This is a genomic window from Pseudomonas sp. FG29 (assembly GCF_057809355.1).
This window is the reverse complement of sequence record NZ_JBMDJU010000002.1, coordinates 292,686-317,738: the sequence shown is the minus strand read 5'-3', so window position 1 is coordinate 317,738 and position 25,053 is coordinate 292,686. Positions and strand designations below refer to the sequence as shown.

19 protein-coding genes and 3 tRNA genes are annotated in these 25,053 nt (G+C 60.8%); 15 read left to right on the top strand and 7 right to left on the bottom strand.

Translation table 11 applies throughout. The features are described from left to right. Positions 1-89 precede the first annotated feature (89 nt). Positions 90-1,925 (bottom strand): sigma-54-dependent Fis family transcriptional regulator, encoded by a 1,836-nt coding sequence (locus tag ACODS1_RS04825; RefSeq protein WP_489084747.1) that lies wholly within the window; start codon positions 1,923-1,925, stop codon positions 90-92. Between the two features lie 260 nt (positions 1,926-2,185). On the opposite strand from ACODS1_RS04825, the gene ACODS1_RS04820 reads away from it, so the two are divergent. The 6 genes from ACODS1_RS04820 to ACODS1_RS04795 are packed head-to-tail and all read left to right on the top strand — an operon-like array spanning position 2,186 to position 8,125. Continuing rightward, a complete protein-coding gene (locus ACODS1_RS04820) occupies positions 2,186-3,280 on the top strand; it encodes an ABC transporter ATP-binding protein (protein ID WP_179544747.1) in 1,095 nt (364 codons plus the stop codon). Further along, positions 3,280-4,377 carry an ABC transporter ATP-binding protein gene (locus ACODS1_RS04815; protein WP_489084746.1) on the top strand — a complete coding sequence of 366 codons (1,098 nt, stop codon included), beginning with the start codon at positions 3,280-3,282 and terminating at the stop codon, positions 4,375-4,377. The genes ACODS1_RS04820 and ACODS1_RS04815 overlap by 1 nt, the downstream gene beginning before the upstream one ends. Further along, positions 4,374-5,237, top strand: coding sequence for a carbohydrate ABC transporter permease (locus tag ACODS1_RS04810; protein WP_489084745.1), 864 nt, complete (start codon positions 4,374-4,376; stop codon positions 5,235-5,237). Before ACODS1_RS04815 ends, ACODS1_RS04810 begins: the two co-directional genes overlap by 4 nt. An 8-nt stretch (positions 5,238-5,245) precedes the next feature. Next, on the top strand, positions 5,246-6,046 hold the full coding sequence (locus tag ACODS1_RS04805) for a carbohydrate ABC transporter permease (RefSeq protein WP_489084744.1): 801 nt from the start codon (positions 5,246-5,248) through the stop codon (positions 6,044-6,046). A gap of 12 nt (positions 6,047-6,058) precedes the next feature. After that, positions 6,059-6,331: a DUF2160 domain-containing protein gene (locus ACODS1_RS04800; protein ID WP_439748211.1), complete on the top strand. Its 273-nt coding sequence runs from the start codon at positions 6,059-6,061 to the stop codon at positions 6,329-6,331. Between the two features lie 51 nt (positions 6,332-6,382). After that, complete coding sequence (locus ACODS1_RS04795) at positions 6,383-8,125, top strand: ABC transporter substrate-binding protein (protein WP_489084743.1); 1,743 nt, start codon at positions 6,383-6,385, stop codon at positions 8,123-8,125. A gap of 138 nt (positions 8,126-8,263) precedes the next feature. Here the strand turns inward: ACODS1_RS04795 and folD are convergent, their stop codons facing one another. Then, positions 8,264-9,118: a bifunctional methylenetetrahydrofolate dehydrogenase/methenyltetrahydrofolate cyclohydrolase FolD gene (gene folD / locus ACODS1_RS04790; RefSeq protein WP_322977692.1), complete on the bottom strand. Its 855-nt coding sequence runs from the start codon at positions 9,116-9,118 to the stop codon at positions 8,264-8,266. Positions 9,119-9,387: 269 nt separating this feature from the next. On the opposite strand from folD, the gene ACODS1_RS04785 reads away from it, so the two are divergent. The 9 genes from ACODS1_RS04785 (at position 9,388) to ACODS1_RS04745 (ending at position 18,283) form a co-directional block, all read left to right on the top strand. Next, positions 9,388-9,464: transfer RNA gene (locus ACODS1_RS04785), tRNA-Arg, on the top strand. Between the two features lie 37 nt (positions 9,465-9,501). After that, a tRNA-His gene (locus tag ACODS1_RS04780) sits at positions 9,502-9,577 on the top strand. Positions 9,578-9,633: 56 nt separating this feature from the next. Then, positions 9,634-9,718 (top strand) — tRNA-Leu (locus tag ACODS1_RS04775). 127 nt (positions 9,719-9,845) lie between these two features. Next, positions 9,846-11,156: a trigger factor gene (gene tig / locus ACODS1_RS04770; protein ID WP_489084742.1), complete on the top strand. Its 1,311-nt coding sequence runs from the start codon at positions 9,846-9,848 to the stop codon at positions 11,154-11,156. Positions 11,157-11,250: 94 nt separating this feature from the next. Next, positions 11,251-11,892 (top strand): ATP-dependent Clp endopeptidase proteolytic subunit ClpP, encoded by a 642-nt coding sequence (gene clpP, locus ACODS1_RS04765; RefSeq protein WP_024308001.1) that lies wholly within the window; start codon positions 11,251-11,253, stop codon positions 11,890-11,892. A 107-nt stretch (positions 11,893-11,999) separates the two neighbouring features. Further along, positions 12,000-13,280, top strand: a complete 1,281-nt coding sequence (gene clpX, locus ACODS1_RS04760; protein ID WP_159971142.1) for an ATP-dependent Clp protease ATP-binding subunit ClpX — start codon at positions 12,000-12,002, stop codon at positions 13,278-13,280. A gap of 150 nt (positions 13,281-13,430) precedes the next feature. Then, on the top strand, positions 13,431-15,827 hold the full coding sequence (gene lon, locus ACODS1_RS04755) for an endopeptidase La (protein ID WP_489084741.1): 2,397 nt from the start codon (positions 13,431-13,433) through the stop codon (positions 15,825-15,827). 135 nt (positions 15,828-15,962) lie between these two features. Then, positions 15,963-16,235 (top strand): nucleoid-associated protein HU-beta, encoded by a 273-nt coding sequence (gene hupB / locus ACODS1_RS04750; RefSeq protein ID WP_003282502.1) that lies wholly within the window; start codon positions 15,963-15,965, stop codon positions 16,233-16,235. Positions 16,236-16,435: 200 nt separating this feature from the next. Beyond that, entirely contained in the window at positions 16,436-18,283 is a 1,848-nt protein-coding gene (locus ACODS1_RS04745; protein WP_489084740.1) for a SurA N-terminal domain-containing protein, read from the top strand. An 89-nt stretch (positions 18,284-18,372) separates the two neighbouring features. Here ACODS1_RS04745 and fabI read toward each other — a convergent pair whose 3' ends face one another. From fabI to ACODS1_RS04720, 5 genes are read right to left on the bottom strand one after another with little or no spacing between them, the layout of a single operon-like run. Then, positions 18,373-19,167 carry an enoyl-ACP reductase FabI gene (gene fabI, locus ACODS1_RS04740; RefSeq protein ID WP_322977696.1) on the bottom strand — a complete coding sequence of 265 codons (795 nt, stop codon included), beginning with the start codon at positions 19,165-19,167 and terminating at the stop codon, positions 18,373-18,375. A 28-nt stretch (positions 19,168-19,195) separates the two neighbouring features. Beyond that, positions 19,196-20,809 carry an ABC transporter ATP-binding protein gene (locus ACODS1_RS04735; RefSeq protein WP_489084739.1) on the bottom strand — a complete coding sequence of 538 codons (1,614 nt, stop codon included), beginning with the start codon at positions 20,807-20,809 and terminating at the stop codon, positions 19,196-19,198. A 1-nt stretch (position 20,810) separates the two neighbouring features. After that, positions 20,811-21,830, bottom strand: coding sequence for an ABC transporter permease (locus ACODS1_RS04730; protein ID WP_489084738.1), 1,020 nt, complete (start codon positions 21,828-21,830; stop codon positions 20,811-20,813). Positions 21,831-21,832: 2 nt separating this feature from the next. Then, positions 21,833-22,906 carry a microcin C ABC transporter permease YejB gene (locus ACODS1_RS04725; RefSeq protein WP_322977699.1) on the bottom strand — a complete coding sequence of 358 codons (1,074 nt, stop codon included), beginning with the start codon at positions 22,904-22,906 and terminating at the stop codon, positions 21,833-21,835. Between the two features lies 1 nt (position 22,907). Continuing rightward, a complete protein-coding gene (locus tag ACODS1_RS04720; protein WP_489084811.1) occupies positions 22,908-25,052 on the bottom strand; it encodes an extracellular solute-binding protein in 2,145 nt (714 codons plus the stop codon). Between the last annotated feature and the right edge of the window lies 1 nt (position 25,053).

Here is a 25,053-nt window from a genome sequence, read left to right as displayed (position 1 = left end):
TTCCTTTCGTGGCGAGACGACGCCTGTGCTGCTCGATGGGCGAGTGCGATGGCAAATGTATGGCTTGGGCCAATTCTTCGAACAAAGGTTCAGGGGCGGACGCCTTGCTCGCGCAGGCGCTTGTAGAGGGTGTTGCGGCTCAGACCCAGGTGGCGGGCCAGGTAGGAGATATTACCGCCGCAGGCCTGGTACTGGCTGGCCAGGTCTTCACTTTCCGGCTCGGGATGCGCAGGTAGGTGGGCATCCGTGGGCAGGTCGAGAAAGAAGTCGTCCGGCAGGTGTTCGGCGCGTATGGGCTGGTCGTCGGCCATGGCCAGCGCCACGCGCAGCAAGCTGCTGAGCTGGCGCAGGTTGCCCGGCCAGGGGTGATGCTGGAACAGTTCCAGCACCTCGCGGCTGATGCCTGCAAGCTGCTGGGGTTCGCGATGCTGCTCCCAGAGTTTCTGGAACAGCGCCTGCTTGTCACTGCGCTCACGCAGTGGCGGTAGTTCCAGATTCAGGCCGCTGATGCGGTAATACAGGTCGGCGCGGAACTGGCCGCTGTCGACGTCCTGGCGCAGTGGGCGGTTGGTGGCAGAGACCAGACGTACATCCACCGGATGCAGCTCGCTGCTGCCCAGTGGCTGGACGCAGCGCTCCTGCAACACGCGCAGCAGCCGCGCCTGCACACGCAGCGGCATATCACCGATCTCATCGAGAAACAGGGTGCCCTTGTGCGCCTTGCGTATCAGCCCGATATGGCCTTTCTGGCTGGCGCCGGTAAAGGCGCCTTTCTCGTAGCCGAACAATTCCGACTCCACCAGCTCCGCCGGAATGGCTGCGCAGTTGACCGCGATGAAGGGTTGATCGGCGCGTGAGCTGGCGCGATGCAGTGCCCTGACGAAAACCTCCTTGCCGGCACCGGTTTCGCCCTGCACCAGGATCGGGATGTCCTTTTCCAGCAGGCGTTCGGCCTGGCGGATGGCCTTGTCCATGCGTGCGTCACCCAGGCTCAGCGCATGCAGATGAGGCTCTTGTGGCGTGCTCGCAGTGCTCTGTGGTCGGAAATCGCGAGGCTGGATGGGGGCTGGTCGGGCAGGGCGGCGTACCCGTGCGTGAAAACGAAAGTGGCCGCTGGTGCGCAGGTTGAACGGCTGGCCGTCCGGCTGGTTGAGCAACTGCTGCAGCGGTACGTCGAACAGTTGCTCGATGGCGCCGTAGGTCAGCGGCTGGCCGAGCAGATTGTCGGCGCGGCGGTTGGCCGACACCACGTGGCCCTGGTCGTCGAACACCACCAGGCCGGCCCAGGGGCTGTCGAGGTTGTCCAGGCTGGTATTGAGGCTGAGCAGGTGGTACTGGTCGGCGAACAGCTTGAGGATCAGGCGGTTCTCCACCGACTGGCTCATCATCTTGACCATGCCCAGAGTGTGCGCCGGTGGCAGGTAGCTGTCGCTGGATACGTCGAGCACGGCGATCATGCGCCGTTGCTCGTCGAAGATCGGCGAGGCTGAGCCGGTCATGAAACGGTTGGCCTTGAGAAAGTGCTCGTCGTGTTGGATATGCACGGCCTGGCCGCAACTGAGCGCGGTGCCGATGGCGTTGGTGCCGGTGTAGCGCTCCAGCCAGCTGGCGCCCGCGACGAAACCGGCGGCCTGGCGCGGCTCGATGAAGCGCTGGTCGCCCCAGGATTGCAGCAGCCGGCCCTGCTCGTCGGCGAGCATGATCAGGCAGTTGGAGTTGGAGAGGATGGTGCCGTAGTAGGGCAGCACTTCCTGGTGCGTGGTCTGCACCAGGGCCTGGCGGCTTTCCAGCAGCGCCGATAAATCGCCAGGTGCCGGAGGGTCGAAGCGAGGCGCGCTCTGGTGGGTCAGGCCGTAGTCACGGCAGCGCGACCAGGACTCCTGGATGATGGCATCGTGCGCCGGGGCGCGGGCAGCGTCGGTCATGGTGCGATCTCTTCTTGTTGGTTCGCGATCTGCGCCGCGATCAATCCAGTTTCGTTCAAGCCTGTTCAAAGTCAACGAACGAATTGTTCAGTTGTTCACATTCGACTGTTCAAAAGTGTTCAGTGAGAAACCGTTGCTGCACCGTTCTTTGGCGGCTTTTTCGATTCTGATCAAAGAGATACGTTGTTTTTTGTGGGGCTGGCACGCTTGTCGCTATCGATGTTCGCAATCGAATGGCACGACAAGAAAAAGGACAGGCCATGTCGCTCAAGCTCGAACACGTCACCCGTATCGTCGACGGCCAGGTGCATATCGACGATGCCTGCCTCAGTTTCGAACCCGGCTCCTTCAACGTTCTGCTCGGCCGTACCCTGGCCGGCAAGACCAGCCTGATGCGCCTGATGGCCGGGCTGGATCGGCCCAATAGTGGCCGGGTGCTGATGAACGGCGCCGATGTCACCGGCGTGCCGGTGCGCCAGCGCAATGTGTCGATGGTCTATCAGCAGTTCATCAACTACCCAACCCTGACGGTGTTCGAGAACATCGCCTCGCCACTGCGCCAGGCCGGTGTGGCCAAGGAGCAGATCGTCGAGAAGGTCGAGGCCACGGCGCGCATGCTGCGCATCGAGAAACTGCTGTCGCGTTATCCGCTGGAACTGTCCGGCGGCCAGCAGCAGCGCACGGCCATGGCGCGGGCGCTGGTCAAGGATGCCTCGCTGATCCTGTTCGACGAACCGCTGGTCAACCTCGACTACAAGCTGCGCGAAGAGCTGCGCCAGGAAATGCGCGAGCTGTTCCAGGCGCGCCACACCATCGCCATCTATGCCACTACCGAGCCCAACGAGGCGCTGGCCCTGGGCGGCACCACCACCATCCTGCACGAGGGGCGGGTGGTGCAGAGTGGCAAGACCGCCGAGGTCTACCACCGCCCGCAGCAGGTGCTGGCCGCCGAGCTGTTCTCGGAACCTGCGATCAACCTGATGCCGGGGCGCATCAGCGGCTCCGAGGTGAGCTTCGCCGATTGCGTGCACTTTCCGCTCAACCCCGATCTGCGCGGTATCGCCGAGGGCGAGTACCGCTTTGGCGTGCGTCCCAGCCATATCGGCCTGGTGCCATCCAACGACGATGATCTGGAGCTGGCCGTGACCGTCGAGCTGGCCGAGATCAGTGGTTCGGAAACCTTCCTCCATGTGCGCAACGAGCAGTTCGTGCTGGTGCTGCACCTGCCGGGGGTGCACGAGTACGCGGTGGACACGCCGATCCTCATTTACATCCCCACCCACAAACTCTTCGTCTTCGCCGCCGATGGGCAACTGGTGCAGGCGCCCAGTCGTCGTCAGGGGAGGGCCGCCTGATGGCCGAGATTCGCTTGCACAACCTCGCGCACAGTTACAGCGGCACGCCGAAAGCGCCGGAAGATTACGCAATCCGCGAGATGAACCACATCTGGCAGCAGGGTGGTGCCTATGCGCTGCTGGGGCCGTCGGGCTGCGGCAAATCCACCTTGCTCAACATCATCTCCGGGCTGCTCAGCCCGTCCCAGGGTGAGGTGCAGTTTGACGGCAAGGCGGTCAACACGCTGTCGCCGCAAGAGCGCAACATCGCCCAGGTTTTCCAGTTTCCGGTGGTCTACGACACCATGACGGTGTTCGACAACCTGGCCTTCCCATTGCGCAACCAGGGCATGGATGAGGCGCGGGTGATGAGCAAGGTGCACGAGATCGCCGAGGTGCTGGAGTTGCATCCGTTGCTGCACAAGAAGGCGCGCAACCTCACCGCCGACGAGAAGCAGAAAGTGTCCATGGGCCGTGGCCTGGTGCGCGACGACGTATCGGCAATTCTCTTCGACGAGCCGCTGACGGTGATTGATCCGCATCTGAAGTGGAAGCTGCGGCGCAAGCTCAAGCAGATCCATGAGCAGTTCAATATCACCATGGTCTACGTCACCCACGACCAGTTGGAGGCTTCCACCTTCGCCGACAAGATCGCGGTTATGTACGGCGGACAGATCGTCCAGTTCGGCACCCCGCGCGAGTTGTTCGAGCGCCCCGGCCATACCTTCGTCGGCTATTTCATCGGAAGCCCAGGGATGAATCTGATCGACGTACAGCGCTGTGCGGGCGGGGTGCGCTTCGCCGATACGGTGCTGCCGCTCTCCGACGCGCTCAACCAGCGTCTGGCCGAACTAGATGGCAAGCGCCTGCAGGTGGGCATTCGTCCCGAGTTCGTACACGTCTGGGACGGCGCCTACGAAGATGCGTTGTGTGGCCGGGTGCTGCACGTCGAGGATCTTGGCACCTACAAGATCCTCACCTTCGACCTCGATGGCCACGTGCTCAAGGCGCGCCTGCAGGAGGATCAGCCCGTGCCGCGCGAGCAGGTCTACCTGAGCTTCCCGGCGCAGTGGCTGATGCTCTATGTCGACGACTATCTGGTGGAGGTGGCGCCATGAAGGTGCAGAACAACAAGGCCTGGTGGCTGGTGCTGCCGGTGTTCCTGCTGGTGGCGTTCAGCGCCATCGTGCCGATGATGACGGTGGTCAACTATTCGGTGCAGGACATCTTCGACCCGGCCACGCGCTACTTCGTCGGCGTCGACTGGTATCGCCAGGTGCTGCAGGATCCACGCCTGCATGACTCGTTGCTGCGCCAGTTCATCTTCTCCGCCTGCGTGCTGCTGATCGAGATTCCCTTGGGCATCGCCATCGCCCTGTGCATGCCGACACGCGGGCGCTGGGCCTCGCTGTGCCTGATCCTGATGGCCATTCCGCTGCTGATCCCGTGGAACGTGGTGGGCACCATCTGGCAGATCTTCGGCCGGGCCGACATCGGCCTGATGGGCTGGGCGCTGAACAGTCTGGGTATCAGCTACAACTATGCCGCCAACACCATGGATGCCTGGGTGACGGTGCTGGTCATGGATGTGTGGCACTGGACCTCGCTGGTGGCGCTGCTGTGCTACTCGGGGCTGCGCGCTATTCCCGATGTTTACTACCAGGCGGCGCGCATCGACCGCGCGTCGAACTGGGCGGTGTTCCGCCATATCCAGTTGCCCAAGCTGAAAAGCGTGCTGTTGATCGCGGTGATGCTGCGCTTCATGGACAGCTTCATGATCTACACCGAGCCTTTCGTGCTCACCGGCGGCGGGCCGGGCAACGCCACCACCTTCCTCAGCCAGACCCTGACGCAAATGGCCATCGGCCAGTTCGACCTGGGCCCGGCGGCGGCGTTCTCGCTGGTGTACTTCCTGATCATCCTGCTGGTGTCCTGGCTGTTCTACACCGCCATGACCCACGACGACAAAACCCGCTGAGGCCGACCATGACGCTACGCAAACGCCTGGTACTGCTGATCTACTTCCTGTTCATGCTGGTGCCGATCTACTGGCTGCTGAACATGTCGTTCAAGAGCAATACCGAGATTCTCGGTGGCCTCAGCCTGTGGCCGCAGAGTTTCATCCTGGACAACTACCGGGTGATCTTCACCGACCGTAGTTGGTACGAGGGTTACCTCAACTCGCTGTACTACGTCAGCCTCAATACCCTGATCTCGCTCAGCGTGGCGCTGCCGGCTGCCTATGCCTTCTCGCGCTATCGCTTTCTTGGCGACAAGCACCTGTTCTTCTGGCTGCTGACTAACCGCATGGCACCACCGGCGGTGTTCCTGCTGCCGTTCTTCCAGCTCTATTCGTCCATCGGCCTGTTCGACACCCATATCGCCGTGGCGCTGGCGCACTGCCTGTTCAACGTGCCGCTGGCGGTGTGGATCCTCGAAGGCTTCATGTCCAGCGTGCCCAAGGAAATCGACGAGACGGCCTATATCGACGGCTACAGCTTCCCGAAATTCTTCGTGAAGATCTTCATCCCGCTGATTCGCTCCGGCATCGGCGTCACAGCCTTCTTCTGCTTCATGTTCTCCTGGGTCGAGCTGCTGCTGGCGCGCACCCTGACCTCGGTGGACGCCAAGCCCATCGCGGCGGTGATGACCCGTACCGTGTCGGCCTCGGGTATCGACTGGGGCGTGCTCGCCGCTGCCGGGGTGCTGACCATCCTGCCGGGGATGCTGGTGATCTGGTTCGTTCGCAACCATGTGGCCAAGGGCTTCGCCCTTGGTCGCGTGTAAGGGAGGTTCGTCATGAACTGGATGGCCTGGACTCTGCCGACCGCGCTGTTCTTCGCCGGCATCGCCGTGCTGCTGGCCGGCATGACGCTGGTCGAGCTGCGCTGGCCGTGCGTCGAGCGCAAGGGTTTTCTGCCGATCACCACCACCCGGGGTGATCGGCTGTTCATCGGTCTGCTCGGCAGCGCCTACCTGCATTTGCTGGTAATCGGCGTGACCGACTGGAGCGTGTGGATAGCGTCGTTGCTATCGCTGTTGTGGTTGTGCGCAGTCATGCGCTGGGGCTGAGCCGGGCTGCCGCCGGTATGCCTCTCCCCATATCCTGAGATGGAGGTCTCTATGTTCGACAATAACAACAAGACCCGACATAGCATGGCATTGGCTGCCTTGCTGGCGTTGTCCGGTTTGAGCGGTGCGGCCTGGGCGGATGCCTATGAAGAAGCCGCGAAGAAATGGATCGCTGATGAGTTCAACCCCTCGACCCTGACGCCCGAGCAGCAGCTCGAAGAGCTGAAATGGTTCATCAAGGCCGCCGAACCATTCCGTGGCATGGACATCAGTGTGGTGTCGGAAACCATCACCACCCACGAGTACGAGTCCAAGGTACTGGCCAAGGCCTTCAGCGAGATCACCGGCATCAAGCTGCGCCATGATCTGCTGCAGGAAGGCGACGTGGTCGAGAAGCTGCAGACGCAGATGCAGTCGGACAAGAACATCTACGACGGCTGGGTCAACGACTCCGACCTGATCGGCACGCACGCGCGCTATGGCAAGGCCATGGCCATCAGCGACATGATCAAGGGTGAGGCCAAGGACTTCACGTCGCCGACCCTGGATCTCCAAGACTTCATCGGTATTTCCTTCACCACAGGGCCGGACGGCAAGCTCTATCAACTGCCCGATCAGCAGTTCGCCAACCTCTATTGGTTCCGCGCCGACTGGTTCGAGCGCCCGGAGCTGAAGGCCAAGTTCAAGGAAATCTACGGCTACGAGCTGGGCGTGCCGGTCAACTGGTCGGCCTATGAAGACATCGCCGAGTTCTTCTCCAAGCACGTCAAGGAAATCGACGGTCAGCGCGTCTACGGTCATATGGATTACGGCAAGAAGGATCCGTCGCTCGGCTGGCGCTTCACCGATGCCTGGTTCTCCATGGCCGGTGGTGGCGACAAGGGCCTGCCCAACGGCCTGCCGGTTGACGAGTGGGGCATTCGCGTCGATGGCTGCCGTCCGGTGGGCTCCAGCGTTGCCCGTGGCGGCGATACCAATGGTCCGGCTGCAGTGTTTGCCACACAGAAATACGTCGACTGGATGCGTCAGTACGCGCCGCCGGAAGCCCAGGGCATGACCTTCTCCGAGGCCGGTCCAGTGCCCGCGCAGGGCGCCATCGCCCAGCAGATCTTCTGGTACACCGCCTTTACCGCCGACATGACCAAGCCGGGCCTGCCGGTGGTCAACGCGGACGGCACGCCGAAGTGGCGCATGGCGCCGTCGCCCAAGGGACCGTACTGGGAGGAGGGCATGAAGCTCGGCTATCAGGACACCGGTTCCTGGACTTTCCTCAAATCCACGCCGGAGAAACAGCGTCTGGCCGCCTGGCTCTACGCGCAGTTCGTCACCTCCAAGACTGTGTCGTTGAAGAAGACTCTGGTCGGCCTGACGCCGATTCGCGACTCGGACATCAACTCGCAGGCCATGACCGACGTTGCACCCAAGCTGGGTGGGCTGGTGGAGTTCTACCGCAGCCCGGCGCGCGTGCAGTGGACGCCGACCGGCACCAACGTGCCGGACTACCCGCGCCTGGCCCAGTTGTGGTGGCAGTTCATCGCCGAGGCGGCCAGTGGCGACAAGACCCCGCAACAGGCGCTCGATGGCCTGGCTGCGGCGCAGGACACCATGCTCGGTCGCCTGGAGCGCTCCGGTGTGCTGGGGGAGTGCGGGCCGAAGCTGAATGAACCGCGTGACCCGCAGTACTGGTTCGACCAGCCGGGCGCACCCAAGCCCAAGCTGGCCAACGAGAAACCCAAGGGTGAAACCATCGCTTATGACGAGCTGCTGAAATCCTGGGAGCAGGCACGCAAGTGAGTCGCTCGGGCGTACTGGCGGCCAAAACCCTTCCTATAAAGAGCGGAAGTCCCATGTAGGAGCGGTTGGCGGCATTACGCTTCAGCGGCGATAAAAAAACGGCACCCTAGGGTGCCGTTTTTCATTCAGGCGTCTTGCTTATTTATGCAGGTGCTCGGCCGCATGCAGGGTGTTCTCCAGCAACCCGGCGCGAGTCATCGGGCCTACGCCACCCGGAACCGGAGTGATCCAGCCAGCGCGGGGCAGGGCGGTCTCGTACACCACGTCACCAACCAGCTTGCCATCTTCCTGGCGATTGATGCCGACATCGATGACGATGGCACCTTCCTTGACCCACTCACCCTTGACCAGCCCCGGCTTGCCGACGGCAACCACGACGATGTCGGCCTGACTGACGTGAGAGGCCAGATCCTTGGTGAAGCGGTGGGTGACGGTGACGGTGCAGCCGGCCAGCAGCAGCTCCATGGCCATCGGGCGACCGACGATATTGGAGGCGCCGACAACCACCGCGTGCAGGCCATACAGATCGACCCCGGTGCTGTGCAGCAGGGTCATGATGCCCTTGGGCGTGCAGGGGCGCAGCAGCGGCATGCGCTGGGCCAAGCGACCGATGTTGTAGGGGTGGAAACCGTCCACGTCCTTATCCGGGCGAATGCGTTCGAGCAGCAGCGAGGCGTCCAGATGCTCCGGCAACGGTAGCTGTACCAGAATGCCGTCGATGGTCGGGTCTTCATTGAGTTCGTCGATCAGCGCGAGCAGGTCGGCCTGGCTGGTTTCAGCCGGCAGATCATAGGCTCGGGAAACAAAGCCGACCTCTTCGCAATCCTTGCGTTTGTGGGACACATAGACCTGGGAGGCGGGATCGGTACCAACCAGGATCACGGCCAGGCCCGGTGCTCGCAGGCCTTGCTGGCGACGCTCGGCGACACGTTGGGCAATCTGCTGGCGGAGGCTGGCGGCGATTGCCTTGCCGTCGATCAGTTGTGCGGTCATTGCGCTGGGTAACCATTAATAGGGATGAAAAAAGGACGCGCATTCTCGCATGGGTGCTCACGTGGGCAAAGGCGCCTGCCGTCGTTTTCGCGTAACTCCTTTATATCGCTGAATTTTTTTGAAAATTTATGTTGACGGGTTCGGGGGGCGTCTATAACATTCGCCCCGCTTCTCAGGAACAGCCACTCGCTGGGTGAGACGGCAAAAGCTAAGCCCTTGCGGTAAAGCTGGAGTCGAAAGCTTGTAAGTCTGCTCAGGCGGATGGATAAGCGCCCGTAGCTCAGCTGGATAGAGCATCCGCCTTCTAAGCGGATGGTCGCAGGTTCGAGTCCTGCCGGGTGCGCCACTTGGCGGTCAGGCAATTTGAGTAGCAATGCAATATGGTGGGCGTAGCTCAGTTGGTAGAGCACAGGATTGTGGCTCCTGGTGTCGTGGGTTCGATTCCCATCGTCCACCCCATATTCCAGAACGCCAGGCCAAAAGCCTGGCGTTTTTGTTTTAAGCTGCAAAGCCACGCGGACGTGGTGAAATTGGTAGACACACCAGATTTAGGTTCTGGCGCCGCAAGGTGTGAGAGTTCGAGTCTCTCCGTCCGCACCATCTTACAAATCCCCCCGCATTGCCGCCTGCTTCTAGGGTGACTTCTTAATATTGACCCTCTAGAATGCTTGGCCTTGAATTCGGGGCCGGCTCGAGCCGGCTTTTGTCTGTGCAACGAGGAATATCCATGCAAGTTTCTGTTGAAAGCACTTCTGCTCTTGAGCGCCGCATGACCGTCGGCGTACCCGTCGAGCGCATCGAGACCGAAGTCAACAAGCGTCTGCAACAGACTGCCCGTCGTGCCAAGGTTCCTGGCTTCCGTCCTGGTAAAGTGCCGATGAGCGTTATCCGTCAGCGCTACGAAGACGCTGCTCGCCAAGAGGCGCTGGGTGACCTGATTCAGGCTACCTTCTACGAAGCCGTGGTCGAGCAGAAGCTGAATCCGGCTGGTGCTCCGGCCGTCGAGCCGAAGTCCTTCGAGAAAGGCAAGGATCTGGAGTACGTCGCCACTTTCGAAGTTTTCCCCGAGTTCGAAGTGACTGGCCTCGACAGCATCGCCATCGAGCGCCTGCAGGCTGAAGTGGTCGACAGCGACGTCGACAACATGCTGGATATCCTGCGCAAGCAGAATACCCGCTTCGAAGCTGTCGAGCGCGCCGCCGAAAATGGCGACCAACTGAACATCGACTTCGTTGGCAAGATCGATGGCGAAGCCTTCGCTGGCGGTAGCGCCAAGGGCACTCAGCTGGTGCTGGGCTCCGGCCGCATGATCCCAGGCTTCGAAGATGCCCTGGTGGGTGCCAAGGCTGGCGAAGAACGCGTGATCAACCCGACCTTCCCCGAGGATTATCAGAATCTCGATCTGGCTGGTAAGACCGCCGAGTTCACCGTTACCGTGAACAGTGTTTCCGCCCCGCAACTGCCTGATCTGAACGACGAGTTCTTCGCCCTGTTCGGTATCAAGGAAGGCGGTCTGGAAGGCTTCCGCGCCGAAGTTCGCAAGAACATGGAGCGTGAACTGCGTCAGGCCATCAAATCCAAGGTCAAGAACCAGGTAATGGACGGCCTGCTGGCTGCCAATCCGGTCGAAGTGCCGAAGGCGCTGATCGGTAACGAAGTGAACCGTCTGCGCGTGCAGGCCGTTCAGCAGTTCGGTGGCAACATCAAGCCTGATCAACTGCCGGCCGAGCTGTTCGAAGAGCAAGCCAAGCGCCGTGTCGTGCTGGGTCTGATCGTCGCCGAGGTCGTCAAGCAATTCGAGCTGAAGCCGGACGATGCTCGCGTGCGCGAGCTGATCGAAGAGATGGCCTCGGCTTACCAGGAGCCTGAGCAAGTGGTTGCCTGGTACTACAAGAACGACCAGCAGATGAACGAAGTGCGTTCGGTTGTACTGGAAGAGCAAGTTGTAGATACTGTTCTGCAGAAGGCCAACGTGACCGATAAAGCGGTTTCCTACGAAGACGCAGTCAAGCCGGCGGAAGCTCCTAAAGCCGACTGATCTGGTAGCCTCGTTCGAGCACACCACCATAAGCCAGCCTCCGTGCTGGCTTATGCGTATTTGAGACATGACAGTTAGGGAGTGAGCGCAAGACATGTCCCGCAATCCTTTTATGCAAAACATGCCTGAAATCCAGGCCGCTGGCGGCCTGGTGCCGATGGTCATCGAGCAATCCGCTCGTGGCGAGCGTGCCTACGACATCTACTCGCGCCTGCTCAAGGAGCGCGTCATCTTCCTGGTTGGCCAGGTCGAGGACTACATGGCCAACCTGATCTGCGCCCAGTTGCTGTTCCTGGAGGCAGAAAACCCGGACAAGGACATCCACCTGTACATCAACTCGCCAGGTGGCTCGGTGACTGCTGGCATGGCGATCTACGACACCATGCAGTTCATCAAGGCCGACGTATCCACCACCTGCATCGGCCAAGCCTGCAGCATGGGTGCGTTCCTGCTGGCTGGCGGCGCCAAAGGCAAGCGTTTCTGCCTGCCGAATTCGCGCGTGATGATTCACCAGCCGCTGGGTGGTTTCCAGGGGCAGGCCTCGGATATCGAGATCCATGCCAAGGAAATCCTGTTCATTCGTGAGCGCCTCAACGAGCTGCTGGCTCAGCACACCGGTCAGAGTCTGGAAACCATCGAGCGTGATACCAATCGCGATAATTTCATGAGCGCTTCGCGCGCCGTGGAATATGGTCTCGTCGATGCCGTGCACGAAAAGCGTCAAATGCCGGTCTAGATAAGGCACTGCGTGCGGGCATTCTTCATTGACGCTAGCTGCGCCCTTGAAAATGCCCGCATTTGCCTTCATCTTGTGTTTCAAGCCTACCGTATTGGATTGATCGAATGACTGATACCCGTAACGGTGAGGACAACGGCAAACTGCTTTATTGCTCCTTCTGCGGCAAAAGCCAGCATGAAGTGCGCAAGTTGATCGCCGGTCCTTCCGTCTTCATCTGCGACGAATGCGTCGACCTGTGCAACGACATCATCCGTGAGGAGGTGCAGGAAGCCCAGGCCGAGAGCAGCGCGCATAAACTCCCGGCACCCAAGGAAATCAGCGGCATCCTCGATCAGTATGTGATCGGTCAGGAGCGCGCCAAGAAGGTGCTGTCGGTGGCGGTGTACAACCACTACAAGCGTCTCAATCAGCGTGACAAGAAAGACGATGTCGAGCTGGGCAAGAGCAACATTCTGCTGATCGGTCCAACCGGTTCCGGCAAGACGTTGCTGGCGGAAACGCTGGCCCGCCTGCTCAATGTGCCGTTCACCATCGCTGATGCCACCACCCTGACCGAAGCCGGTTATGTGGGTGAGGACGTCGAGAACATCATCCAGAAGCTGCTGCAGAAGTGCGATTACGATGTCGAGAAGGCCCAGATGGGCATTGTCTACATCGACGAAATCGACAAGATTTCGCGCAAATCCGACAACCCGTCTATCACTCGCGACGTATCGGGCGAGGGCGTGCAGCAGGCATTGCTCAAGTTGATCGAAGGCACGGTGGCCTCGGTTCCGCCGCAGGGCGGGCGCAAGCATCCGCAGCAGGAGTTCCTGCAGGTCGACACGCGCAACATCCTGTTCATTTGCGGCGGCGCGTTTGCCGGCCTGGAGAAAGTCATCCAGGCGCGCTCTACCAAGGGCGGCATCGGTTTCGGTGCGGAAGTACGTAGCAAGCAGGAAGGCAAGAAGATCGGTGAGTCGCTGCGTGAGGTCGAGCCGGATGACCTGGTCAAGTTCGGCCTGATTCCCGAGTTCGTCGGTCGCCTGCCGGTGATCGCAACGCTGGAAGAGCTGGATGAGGCTGCGCTGGTGCAGATTCTCACCGAGCCGAAGAATGCGCTGACCAAGCAGTACGCCAAGCTGTTCGAAATGGAAGGTGTGGATCTGGAGTTCCGCTCCGACGCGCTGAAGTCCGTGGCGCAGAAGGCGCTGGAGCGCAAGACCGGCGCGCGTGGTCTGCGTTCGATTCTCGAAGGCATTTTGTTGGACACCATGTACGAGATTCCGTCCCAGCAAGACGTGAGCAAGGTGGTGATCGACGAAAGTGTCATCGAAGGTTCCTCCAAGCCGCTGCTGATCTACGAGAACAGCGAGCCTCAGGCCAAGGCCGCGCCAGACGCCTGATGGCTGTCACACGTTGCAAAGAAGGGGCCCCTTTGGGCCCCTTCGCTTTTCTGGACATTGCGCTTGTTTTTTACGGGAGCTACCCCCATCTTAAAAGCCAAGGGTAATCCCGCCTGTTTACGGCCTCATGGCCGCTGCTGAGCCGAAATCATGAAGACAACCATCGAATTGCCTCTCCTGCCATTGCGCGATGTAGTGGTCTATCCGCACATGGTCATCCCGCTTTTCGTCGGGCGCGAGAAATCCATCGAAGCCCTGGAGGCAGCGATGACGGGCGACAAGCAGATTCTGCTGGTGGCCCAGAAAAACCCGGCAGTGGACGATCCGAGCGATCAGGATCTTTACCACGTGGGTACCGTTGCCACCGTGCTGCAACTGCTGAAGCTGCCCGATGGCACGGTCAAGGTTCTGGTCGAGGGTGAGCAGCGCGGTGCCATCGAGCGCATCTTCGAGATCGAAGAACACTGCCGTGCAGAGGTGCAACTGATCGAAGAGGGTGAAACGGCCGAGCGTGAGTCGGAAGTCTTTACCCGCAGTCTGCTCAGTCAGTTCGAGCAGTACGTGCAGTTGGGCAAGAAGGTACCGGCCGAAGTGCTGTCCTCGCTCAACAGCATCGATGAGCCCAGCCGCCTGGTGGATACCATGGCCGCTCACATGGCGCTGAAGATCGAGCAGAAGCAGGAAATTCTCGAAATCACCTCGCTGTCCGCCCGCGTCGAGCACGTGCTGGCGCTGCTGGATGCCGAGATCGACTTGCTGCAGGTCGAGAAGCGTATCCGTGGCCGGGTGAAGAAGCAGATGGAGCGCAGTCAGCGCGAGTACTACCTGAATGAGCAGATGAAGGCCATTCAGAAAGAGCTCGGCGACATTGACGAAGGCCACAACGAGCTCGACGAGCTGCGCAAGCGCATCGATAACGCAGGTTTGTCCAAGGAGGCGCTGACCAAGGCCAATGCCGAGCTGAACAAGCTCAAGCAGATGTCGCCGATGTCCGCCGAGGCCACCGTCGTGCGTTCCTACATCGATTGGCTGGTGAACGTGCCGTGGAAGGCCGAGAGCAAGGTGCGCCTCGACCTGGCGCGCGCCGAGAGCATTCTCGATGCCGATCATTACGGCCTGGAAGAGGTCAAGGAGCGCATCCTCGAGTATCTCGCCGTGCAGAAGCGGGTGAAGAAACTCAAGGGGCCGGTGCTGTGCCTGGTAGGCCCGCCCGGCGTAGGCAAAACCTCGCTGGCCGAGTCCATCGCCACTGCCACCAACCGCAAGTTCGTGCGTATGGCGCTGGGCGGCGTGCGTGACGAGGCCGAGATCCGTGGACATCGTCGTACCTATATCGGCTCGATGCCGGGGCGTCTGATTCAGAAGATGACCAAGGTCGGTGTGCGCAACCCGCTGTTCCTCCTCGATGAAATCGACAAGATGGGGCAGGACATGCGTGGCGACCCTGCCTCTGCGCTGCTGGAAGTGCTCGATCCAGAGCAGAACCACAATTTCAACGATCACTACCTCGAGGTCGATTATGACCTGTCGGATGTGATGTTCCTCTGCACCGCCAACTCGATGAACATCCCCGGCCCCTTGCTGGATCGGATGGAGATCATCCGTCTGCCGGGCTACACCGAGGACGAGAAGGTCAATATCGCTATCAAGTACCTGGCGCCCAAGCAGATCAAGGCCAACGGCCTGAAGAAGGGCGAGCTGGAGTTCGACGAGGCGGCTATTCGCGACATCATCCGCTATTACACCCGCGAGGCAGGTGTGCGCAGCCTGGAGCGGCAGATTGCCAAGGTCTGCCGCAAGGCGGTCAAGGAGCACATTGGCGAGAAGCGTTTCCAGGTGGCCGTGAGCGCTGACTCGCTCGAGCATTTTCTGGGTGTGCGCAAGCACCGTTATGGCCTTGCCGAACAGCAGGATCAGATCGGTCAGGTGACCGGGCTGGCCTGGACTCAAGTGGGCGGCGAGTTGCTGACCATCGAGACCGCAGTGGTGCCCGGCAAGGGTGTGTTGATCAAGACCGGTTCGCTGGGGGACGTGATGGCCGAGTCCATGACCGCCGCCATGACCGTGGTGCGCAGTCGCGCCAAGAGTCTGGGGATCCCGGCTGATTTCAACGAGAAGCGCGACGTTCACATCCATATGCCGGAAGGTGCCACGCCCAAGGATGGGCCCAGTGCAGGCATCGGTTTGTGCACCGCTCTGGTTTCTGCGCTGACGCAGATTCCCGTGCGCGCCGATGTGGCAATGACTGGCGAGATCACCCTGCGTGGCCAAGTACTGGCCATTGGCGGGCTCAAGGAGAAACTTCTGGCTGCTCACAGAGGGGGGATCAAAACTGTGATCATTCCCGAAGAAAATGTGCGCGACCTGAAGGAAATTCCGGAAAATATTAAGCAAGACCTGCAGATTAAACCGGTTAAATGGATTGACGAGGTCCTGCAAATTGCGCTGCAATACGCGCCGGAGCCCTTGCCCGATGCGGCTCCCGAGATGGTTGCAACGGATGACAAACGCGAGTCTGATTCCAAGGAGCGAATCAGCACGCATTAGCCAGATGGCTTCCTTGACACAATTTTTGAGCCCTTGATATAAAGCGGCTCTTATTGTGTCAGCAGGCCATCCAGCGCCCGCTTTGCTTACACTAAAAATCAAGAAACAAACTAAACAGAAATAAGGGGACTTAGAGTGAACAAGTCGGAACTGATCGATGCTATCGCTGCATCTGCTGATATCCCGAAAGCTGTTGCTGGCCGCGCGCTGGATGCAGTGATTGAATCCGTCACTGGCGCTCTGAAGGCTGGTGATTCCGTAGTACTGGTTGGTTTCGGTACCTTCGCTGTCAAAGAGCGTGCTGCTCGCACCGGCCGTAACCCGCAGACCGGCAAGCCGATCAACATCGCTGCTGCCAAGATCCCGGGCTTCAAAGCTGGCAAGGCTCTGAAAGACGCCGTCAACTAAGCGTCTTCCGGGTTTGCCTCGCCATCGGGCTATTGGTTCGATGGTCGCCGGGAGGAGTAGGGAGCGAGTCGTCACCGACACTTCTGCACTGACCTGCCGGCACGTTACGAGAAGGCGCATCCACGGATGCGCCTTTCTTCTATCTGGACATTACCCACACTGCGCGACTGGTGACTCTGTACGGTCGTTCTGGGGGAAGCATGCTGCAAAACATCAGGGACAATTCACGCGGTTGGATTGCCAAAACCATTATCGGCCTCATCGTGATGCTGATGGCCTTTACCGGTTTCGAAGCCATCGTCACGGGCACCAGCAACCGCAACAACGCGGCCAAGGTCAATGGTGACACCATCACGCTCAACGAGTTGGGCCAGGCAGTCGAGATGCAGCGTCGTCAACTGCTGCAGCAACTGGGGCGTGACTTCGATGCCTCGTTGCTCGACGAAAAATTGCTGCGTGAGGCTTCGCTCAAGGGCCTTATCGATCGCAAGCTTTTGCTGCAAGGCGCTCGTGATGCCGGGTTCGCCTTCTCGCAGCCTGCGTTGGATCAGGTCATCCTGAAGACGCCCGAGTTCCAGACCGAAGGGCGCTTCGATCCTGCGCGTTTCGATCAGGTGATCCGCCAGATGGGCTACACGCGTCTGCAGTTCCGTCAGATGCTTGAAGAGGAAATGCTGATTGGTCAGTTGCGTGCAGGCCTGGGTGCCAGCAGTTTCGTGACCGAAGATCAGGCACGCGCCTTCGCCAGCCTGGAGCGTCAGACGCGTGACTTCGCCAGCCTCGTGATCAAGGCTGATAGCGCAGCGACGAAGGTTTCTGACGAGGACGTGAAGTCCTACTACGACGAACATGCCGCCGAGTTCATGAGCCCTGAGCAAGTCGTGCTCGAGTATGTCCAGCTGGACAAGGACAGCCTCTTCGACTCCGTCGATGTGACCGACGAAGAGCTGCAGCCGCTGTATCAGAGCGAGATTGCCAATCTTTCCGAGCAGCGTCAGGCCGCACACATCCTCATCGAGGGCGATGACGACGCGGCGAAGAAGAAGATCGAGGAGATCAAGGCGCGCATCGATGCCGGTGAAGACTTTGCGGCATTGGCCAAGGAGTTTTCTCAGGATCCAGGCTCTGCTGCCAACGGTGGCGACCTCGGTTATGCCGGGCAGGGGGTCTACGATCCGGCGTTCGAGGAAGCCCTGTATGCGCTCAAGCCCGATCAGGTTTCCCAGCCCGTTCACACCGCGTTCGGCTGGCACTTGATCAAGCTGCTCGGTGTTCAGGGCGCAGAAGTGCCTAGCTTCGACAGCCTCAAGGAAAAGCTGGCGCGTGATTACAAGGCGCAGCAGGTCGAGCAGCGTTTCGTAGAGCTGAGCAAGCAGCTCGAGGATGCCGCGTTCGAGGCGTCGGATCTGGCTCAACCGGCTCAGGAGCTGGGGCTGAAGGTTCAGGTGACCGAGCCCTTCGGTCGTGAAGGTGGCGCCAGCGGCATCACCGCCAACCGTCAGGTACTGCAGGCGGCGTTCAGCCCCGAGGTTCTGGAAGACGGCAACAACAGCTCGACCATCGAACTCGACCCGAGCACCGTGGTTGTCATTCGTGCCAAGCAGCACCTCAAGCCCGAGCAGTTGCCTCTGGAGCAGGTGGCCGAGAGCATTCGTGGCCATCTGCAGCAAGAGCGCGCCAGTGCTGCAGCCAAGGCAGAGGGTGAGCGCTTGCTCGCGGCTGCCAAGGCCGGCGAGAACCCGCGCAAGGATTGGTCGGTGCAGGAAGCGGTCACTCGCAGTCAGGAGGGCGTCGAGCCCAAGGTGCTGCAGGCCCTGTTCCGCATGCCCAAGCCGGAGTCCAAGGATGCACCGTCCTTCGCAGGTGTCGTGCTGAACAATGGTGACTATGTGGTGCTGCGTCTGGATGGCGTCAGCGTGCCGGAAGCTGCGTTGAGTGAGCAGGAGTTGGGGATGTATCGCAACTTCCTGGCGTCGCGCGAAGGCCAGCAGGACTTTGCTGCTTACCGCAAGCAGCTGGAAGCCAAGGCCGACATCGATCGCTTCTGATTGTAGGCGGCACCTTTCGAGGTGCCGTGCCGAACGGCAAGCAATAAAAAACCCGCACCAGGTGCGGGTTTTTTATTGGCTCGGGAAAATTACTCTTCCATCGGGCCCATCGCGGTGGTGTTGAAGCCGCCGTCGACGTACATGATTTCACCGCTGATGCCTGAAGCCAGGTCGGAGCAGAGGAAGGCACCGGCGTTGCCGACTTCTTCGATGGTGACGTTACGACGCAGCGGAGTCTGGCGCTCGTTGGCGGCCAGCATCTTGCGGAAGCTGGCGATGCCACTGGCGGCCAGGGTACGGATCGGACCGGCGGAGATGGCGTTGACGCGGGTGCCTTCCGGGCCGAGGCTGCCGGCCAGGTAGCGCACGCCTGCTTCCAGGCTGGCCTTGGCCATGCCCATGACGTTGTAGTTGGGCATGGTGCGCTCGGCACCCAGGTAGGAGAGGGTGAGCAGGCTGCCGTTGCGGCCTTTCATCATCTCGCGACCAGCCTTGGCCAGGGCGACGAAGCTATAAGCGCTGATGTCGTGAGCGATCTTGAAGCCTTCGCGGGTGGTGACGTCGGTGAAGTCGCCGTTGAGCTGGTCACCCGGGGCGAAACCGACCGAGTGGACGATGCAGTCCAGGCCGTCCCACTTCTTGCTCAGTGCGTCGAATACAGCGGCGATTTCCTCGTCGCTGGCTACATCGCAGGGGAAGCACAGGTCGGCGCTGGAGCCCCAGCCTGCAGCGAACTCTTCGACGCGGCCCTTGAGCTTCTCGTTCTGGTAGGTGAAAGCCAGCTCGGCACCTTCGCGGTGCATGGCGGCGGCGATACCCGAGGCGATGGACAGTTTGCTGGCGACGCCAACGATGAGTACGCGCTTACCGGTTAGAAAACCCATTGTGCTATTCCTCTTCCTGTTTCAAGGATCAGTGAGCCGTTGTTGGAGCCATGAAGGCGGCTTCCAGCAACTGCTGCGTATAAGGGTGTTGCGGTGACTTGAAGATCGCGTCCGCCGAGCCTTGTTCGACCACCTTGCCCTGCTTGACCACCATCAACTGGTGACTCAGTGCTCTGACTACCGCCAGGTCGTGGCTGATAAACAGATAGGTCAGGTTGTACTTGGCCTGCAAGCCGCGCAACAGTTCCACCACCTGACGCTGAACCGTTCGGTCGAGCGCCGAAGTGGGCTCGTCCAGCAGGATCAGCGCCGGTTTCAACACCAGTGCCCGAGCAATGGCAATCCGCTGCCGTTGCCCGCCTGAAAACTCATGGGGGTAGCGGTGCCGCGTCTGCGGATCCAGCCCTACCTCCAGAAGTGCGTCGATGATCGCCTGTTCCTGTTCCGCATCGGTGCCGATGCCATGGATGCGCAGGCCTTCGCCGACGATCTGAGCCACCGACATGCGTGGGCTGAGACTGCCGAACGGATCCTGAAACACCACCTGCATCTGCCGCCGCAGAGGGCGAACCTCTTTCTGCGAAAGCCCCTGCAGCGACTGGCCCTGGAAACGGATATCGCCCTGACTGCCGAGCAGCCTGAGGATCGCCATGCCCAGTGTGGACTTGCCGGAACCACTTTCACCGACGATACCCAGGGTCTGACCCTGAGGCAGGGTGAAGTTGATGCCGTCCACGGCTTTCACATGATCCACGGTCTTGCGCAGCAGGCCCTTTTTGATCGGGAACCAGACACGCAGATCGTCGACCGCCAGCATGGTATCGCCTGCAGGGTTGGCCGCAGGTTCGCCGCTGGGTTCGGCACCGAGCAATTCCTGGGTATAGGGATGCTGCGGTGCCTGGAACAATTGTTCACACGACGCCTGTTCGACGATGCGACCGCGCTGCATGACACATACGCGATGCGCAATTCTGCGTACCAGGTTGAGATCGTGGCTGATCAGCAGCAATGACATGCCCAGACGCGCCTGCAGATCCTTGAGCAACTCGAGGATTTTCAGCTGTACGGTGACGTCCAGTGCGGTAGTTGGCTCGTCCGCGATCAGCAGTTGCGGTTCATTGGCCAGCGCCATGGCGATCATCACCCGCTGACGTTGGCCGCCGGAAAGTTCATGCGGATAGGCCTTGAGGCGCTTCTTTGGTTCTGGGATACCGACCAGTTCCAGCAGTTCCAGCGTGCGCGCACTGGCCGCCTTGCCGCGCAGTCCTTTGTGCAGTGCGAGCACCTCGTTGATCTGCTTCTCGATGCTGTGCAGCGGGTTTAGCGAGGTCATCGGCTCCTGGAAGACCATGGCGATACGGTTGCCACGGATGCCGCGCAGGCGGCCCTCGCCGAGCTTGAGCAGATTCTCGCCGGCATAGTCGATGCTGCCGACTGGGTGGCGGGCGAGCGGGTAGGGCAGCAGTCGCAGGATGGAATGTGCGGTGACCGACTTGCCCGAGCCGCTTTCGCCGACCAGGGCCAGGGTTTCCCCCTTGCGGATGTCGAAGCTGACGTTTTCCACGACGCGCTGGACGTGATCGCCGGTAACGAATTCGACGGCCAGGTCGCGTACCTGCAGCAGGATTTCAGCTTGGCTCATGTCATTTCCTCGGGTCGAAGGCATCGCGGGCGGCTTCGCCGATGAACACCAGCAGGCTTAGCATGATCGCCAGTACGGCGAAGGCGCTGATACCCAGCCAGGGCGCCTGGAGGTTGCTCTTGCCCTGGGCGACCAGCTCACCGAGCGACGGTGCGCCGGGTGGCAGGCCGAAGCCGAGGAAGTCCAGGGCGGTCAGGGTGCCGATGGCGCCGGTGAGGATGAAGGGCATGAAGGTCATGGTCGAGACCATGGCATTGGGCAGGATATGGCGGAACATGATGGCGCCGTTGTTCATGCCCAGGGCGCGGGCGGCGCGCACGTACTCCAGGTTGCGACCACGCAGGAACTCGGCACGTACCACATCGACCAGGCTCATCCAGGAGAACAGCAGCATTATGCCCAGCAGCCACCAGAAGTTCGGCTGCACGAAGCTGGCGAGGATGATCAGCAGGTAGAGCACCGGCAGGCCTGACCAGATTTCCAGGAAACGCTGGCCGATCAGATCGACCCAGCCGCCGTAGAAGCCTTGCAGGGCACCGGCGATCACACCGATCACCGAGCTGGCCAGGGTAAGGGTCAGGGCGAACAGCACGGAAATGCGAAAACCGTAGATGACCCGGGCCAGTACATCGCGGCCCTGATCGTCGGTGCCCAGCCAGTTCTGCGACGAGGGCGGCGCGGGGGCAGGCACCGCCAGGTCGTAGTTGATGCTCGAATAGCTGAACGGGATCGGCGGCCAGATCATCTTGCCGTCCTTTGCCGCGATCAGATCCTGGATGTAGGGGCTCTTGTAGTTGGCCTGCAGCGGAAATTCGCCACCGAACACGGTTTCCGGATAGCGTTTGAGCACCGGGAAATACCACTGCCCGTCGTAACGCACCGCCAGGGGCTTGTCGTTGGCGATCAGTTCGGCGCCGAGGCTCAGGCCAAAGAGGATGAGGAACAGCCACAGCGACCACCAGCCGCGTTTGTGGGCCTTGAAGCGGGCGAGGCGACGTTGGTTGAGCGGAGACAGTTTCATGCTCAACCCTCCCGGCTTTCGAAGTCGATACGTGGATCGACCAGGGTGTAGGTGATGTCGCCGATCAGTTTCACGACCAGTCCCAACAAGGTGAAGATGAACAGGGTGCCGAACACCACGGGGTAGTCACGGTTGATCGCTGCCTCGAAACTCATCAGACCCAGGCCGTCGAGGGAGAAGATCACTTCGATCAGCAGGGAGCCGGTAAAGAAGATGCCGATGAAGGCAGACGGGAAGCCGGCGATGATCAGCAGCATGGCATTACGGAACACGTGCCCGTAGAGCACGCGCCGATTGTTCAGGCCCTTGGCGCGGGCGGTGGTCACGTATTGCTTGCCGATCTCGTCGAGGAAGCTGTTCTTGGTCAGCAGGGTGAGGGTGGCGAAGTTGCCGATGACCAGCGCCGTGACTGGCAGCACCAGGTGCCATAGATAGTCGAGAACCTTGCCGCCGAGGCTGAGGTCATCGAAGTTGTTCGAGGTCAGGCCGCGTAGCGGAAACCAGTCCCAGTAGCTGCCGCCGGCGAACAGCACGATGAGCAGGATGGCGAAGAGGAAGGCGGGGATGGCGTAGCCGATGATGATGGCCGAACTGGTCCAGACGTCGAAGGCGCTGCCGTGGCGGGTCGCCTTGGCGATACCCAGCGGGATCGACACCAGGTACATGATCAGGGTGCTCCACAGACCCAGCGAGATGGACACCGGCATCTTCTCGATGATCAGGTCGAGTACCTTGGCATCACGGAAGAAGCTGGAGCCGAAATCCAGATGCAGGTAGTTGTTGAGCATGATCCAGAAGCGTTCCGGTGCCGGCTTGTCGAAGCCGTACATCTTCTCGATTTCCTCGATCAGCTTCGGATCCAGGCCTTGCGCGCCACGGTAGTTGGAGCCTGCCACCGAGACCTCGGCGCCGCCGCCGGCGATGCGGCTGGTGGCGCCATCGAAGCCCTCGAGTTTGGCGATCATCTGCTCCACCGGGCCGCCGGGAGCTGCCTGGATGATGATGAAGTTGATCAGCAGGATGCCGAACAGGGTCGGGATGATCAGCAGCAGGCGGCGGAAGATATAGGCCAGCATCTTATTGCGCTGCCTCCGTGCTCACCGGTTCTGTGGGAAGATCCTTGCGTACCCACCAGGTGTGCACACCGATGTCGTAGAGCGGCGTCACCTTCGGATGTTCGAAACGGTTCCAGTAGGCGACGCGCCAAGTCTTGATGTGCCAGTTGGGAATCACGTAATAGCCCCACAGCAAGGTGCGATCCAGTGCGCGGGTATGGTCGATCAGGCTTTGCCGTGAGTCGGCGTTGATCAGGCCTTCGACCAACTGGTCGATGGCCGGATCCTTGAGGCCGATGTAGTTGCGGCTCCCCGGGTTGTCTGCGCTGGAGGAGTGCCAGTATTCGCGTTGTTCATTGCCGGGCGAATTCGATTGGCCGAAACCGCCGACGATCATGTCGTAGTCGCGTGAGCGCAGACGGTTGATGTACTGCGAAACGTCAACGCGGCGGATGACCATATCGATACCCAAATCCGCCAGGTTGCGCTTGAAGGGAAGCAGTATGCGCTCGAACTCGGTCTGGGCCAGGAGGAACTCGAAGCTTACCGGTTGGCCATTGGCGTCGAGCATGCGGTCGCCGTCGACGCGCCAGCCTGCCTGCTGCAGCAACTGGTAGGCGCGGCGTTGTTGCTCGCGGATGATGCCGCTGCCATCGGTGACCGGTACCCGAAACTCTTCGCTAAAGACCTCGGCGGGGATCTTGCCACGCAGCGGTTCGAGGATGCTCTGCTCGGCTTCGTTCGGCAGGCCGCTGGAGGCCAGCTCGGAATTGTCGAAGTAGCTGCGTGTGCGCGTGTAGGCGCCGTTGAACAGGCGCTTGTTGGCCCATTCGAAGTCGAACAGCAGGCCCAGGGCTTCGCGTACCCGACGATCCTGGAACACCGGTTTGCGGATGTTGAAGATGAAACCCTGCATGCCTGTGGGGTTGTGGTTCTGAATTTCTTCCTTGATCAACTGGCCATTGGCAACCGCTGGCGTGCTGTAGGCGGTCGCCCAGTTCTTCGCGCTGATTTCCAGCCAGTAGTCGAACTGACCGGCTTTCAGGGCTTCCAGGGCAACGGTGTTGTCGCGGTAGTAGTCGATCTGAATGCTGTCGAAGTTGTAGAAGCCGCGGCTGACTGGGAGATCCCTGGCCCACCAGTCCGGGACGCGTTCGTAGCGAATGCTGCGCCCGGCCTGAACCTCGCCGACCTGATAGGGGCCGCTGCCCAGGGGGGCGTCCAGATTGCCTTTGCTGAAGTCACGCTTGAAGGGCAGCACGCGCAATTGGCGCAGTGCTTCGAGCAGCGAATCGTCGGCGCTGCTGCGCAGTTTCAGGCGCAGGCTGTGGGTGTCTTCTTCGTCGAGGGCCGTGATCGCCGCCAGAGGAGATTTGTCCTGGCTGGTCTTTTCGATGGCGACCTGCAGATTGCGGCGCAGGGTGTCCAGATCGAGTCTTTTGCCGCCTTCGAGGTGTGGTTCGTCCTGCAGACGCACGATCACGGAGTGGCCTTCGTCCTCGGCTTTGATCGCGGCACTGATTCGCTCGTCGCCAAGCAGTGGCTGCTGCTCGGCCTGGCTGTCATCGAGGGCATTCCACCAGTGCGCGGGCAGAACCGGCAGTTGCCCGAGGATCAGCGGCAGCTCGCGGTTACCGGCGTGCTTGAAGACGAAGCGCACACTGTGTGGCGACTCCACTTCGACCCGCTCGACGTCGGCATAGTAGCCGCGGTACATCGGCGTGCCTTTCTTCATCAGCGTGTCGAAGCTGAACTTCACATCGTCCGCGGTGATGGGGGTGCCATCGTGGAAGCGAGCGATCTTACGCAGGTGGAACCGCACCCAGGCGTTGTCCGGCGCCTTCTCGATCTTTTCTGCGATCAGGCCGTAAGCGGTGAAGGGCTCATCCATGCTCTGCACGGTGAGGGTGTCGTAGATCAGGCCGACATCGTCCGCTGGCACGCCCTTGTTGATGAAGGGGTTGAGGCTGTCGAAACCGCCAAAGCCGGCCTGGCGGAAGGTGCCGCCCTTGGGCGCATCGGGGTTGGCATAGGCGAAATGTTGGAAGTTGGCCGGATACTTGGGGGCTTCGTCGTACAGCGTGACCGCATGCTGGGGCGCGGCGAAGGTCAGGCTGGACAGACCGAGCAGGATGAGGCTGCTGCCATGAAGCAGCCAGCTGCGCAGC

Coding starts and splice junctions, on each gene's coding strand:
- ACODS1_RS04825 (WP_489084747.1), bottom strand. CDS start 1,925: ATGACCGACGCTGCCCGCGCCCCGGCGCACGATGCCATCATCCAGGAG.
- ACODS1_RS04820 (WP_179544747.1), top strand. CDS start 2,186: ATGTCGCTCAAGCTCGAACACGTCACCCGTATCGTCGACGGCCAGGTG.
- ACODS1_RS04815 (WP_489084746.1), top strand. CDS start 3,280: ATGGCCGAGATTCGCTTGCACAACCTCGCGCACAGTTACAGCGGCACG.
- ACODS1_RS04810 (WP_489084745.1), top strand. CDS start 4,374: ATGAAGGTGCAGAACAACAAGGCCTGGTGGCTGGTGCTGCCGGTGTTC.
- ACODS1_RS04805 (WP_489084744.1), top strand. CDS start 5,246: ATGACGCTACGCAAACGCCTGGTACTGCTGATCTACTTCCTGTTCATG.
- ACODS1_RS04800 (WP_439748211.1), top strand. CDS start 6,059: ATGAACTGGATGGCCTGGACTCTGCCGACCGCGCTGTTCTTCGCCGGC.
- ACODS1_RS04795 (WP_489084743.1), top strand. CDS start 6,383: ATGTTCGACAATAACAACAAGACCCGACATAGCATGGCATTGGCTGCC.
- folD (WP_322977692.1), bottom strand. CDS start 9,118: ATGACCGCACAACTGATCGACGGCAAGGCAATCGCCGCCAGCCTCCGC.
- tig (WP_489084742.1), top strand. CDS start 9,846: ATGCAAGTTTCTGTTGAAAGCACTTCTGCTCTTGAGCGCCGCATGACC.
- clpP (WP_024308001.1), top strand. CDS start 11,251: ATGTCCCGCAATCCTTTTATGCAAAACATGCCTGAAATCCAGGCCGCT.
- clpX (WP_159971142.1), top strand. CDS start 12,000: ATGACTGATACCCGTAACGGTGAGGACAACGGCAAACTGCTTTATTGC.
- lon (WP_489084741.1), top strand. CDS start 13,431: ATGAAGACAACCATCGAATTGCCTCTCCTGCCATTGCGCGATGTAGTG.
- ACODS1_RS04745 (WP_489084740.1), top strand. CDS start 16,436: ATGCTGCAAAACATCAGGGACAATTCACGCGGTTGGATTGCCAAAACC.
- fabI (WP_322977696.1), bottom strand. CDS start 19,167: ATGGGTTTTCTAACCGGTAAGCGCGTACTCATCGTTGGCGTCGCCAGC.
- ACODS1_RS04735 (WP_489084739.1), bottom strand. CDS start 20,809: ATGAGCCAAGCTGAAATCCTGCTGCAGGTACGCGACCTGGCCGTCGAA.
- ACODS1_RS04730 (WP_489084738.1), bottom strand. CDS start 21,830: ATGAAACTGTCTCCGCTCAACCAACGTCGCCTCGCCCGCTTCAAGGCC.
- ACODS1_RS04725 (WP_322977699.1), bottom strand. CDS start 22,906: ATGCTGGCCTATATCTTCCGCCGCCTGCTGCTGATCATCCCGACCCTG.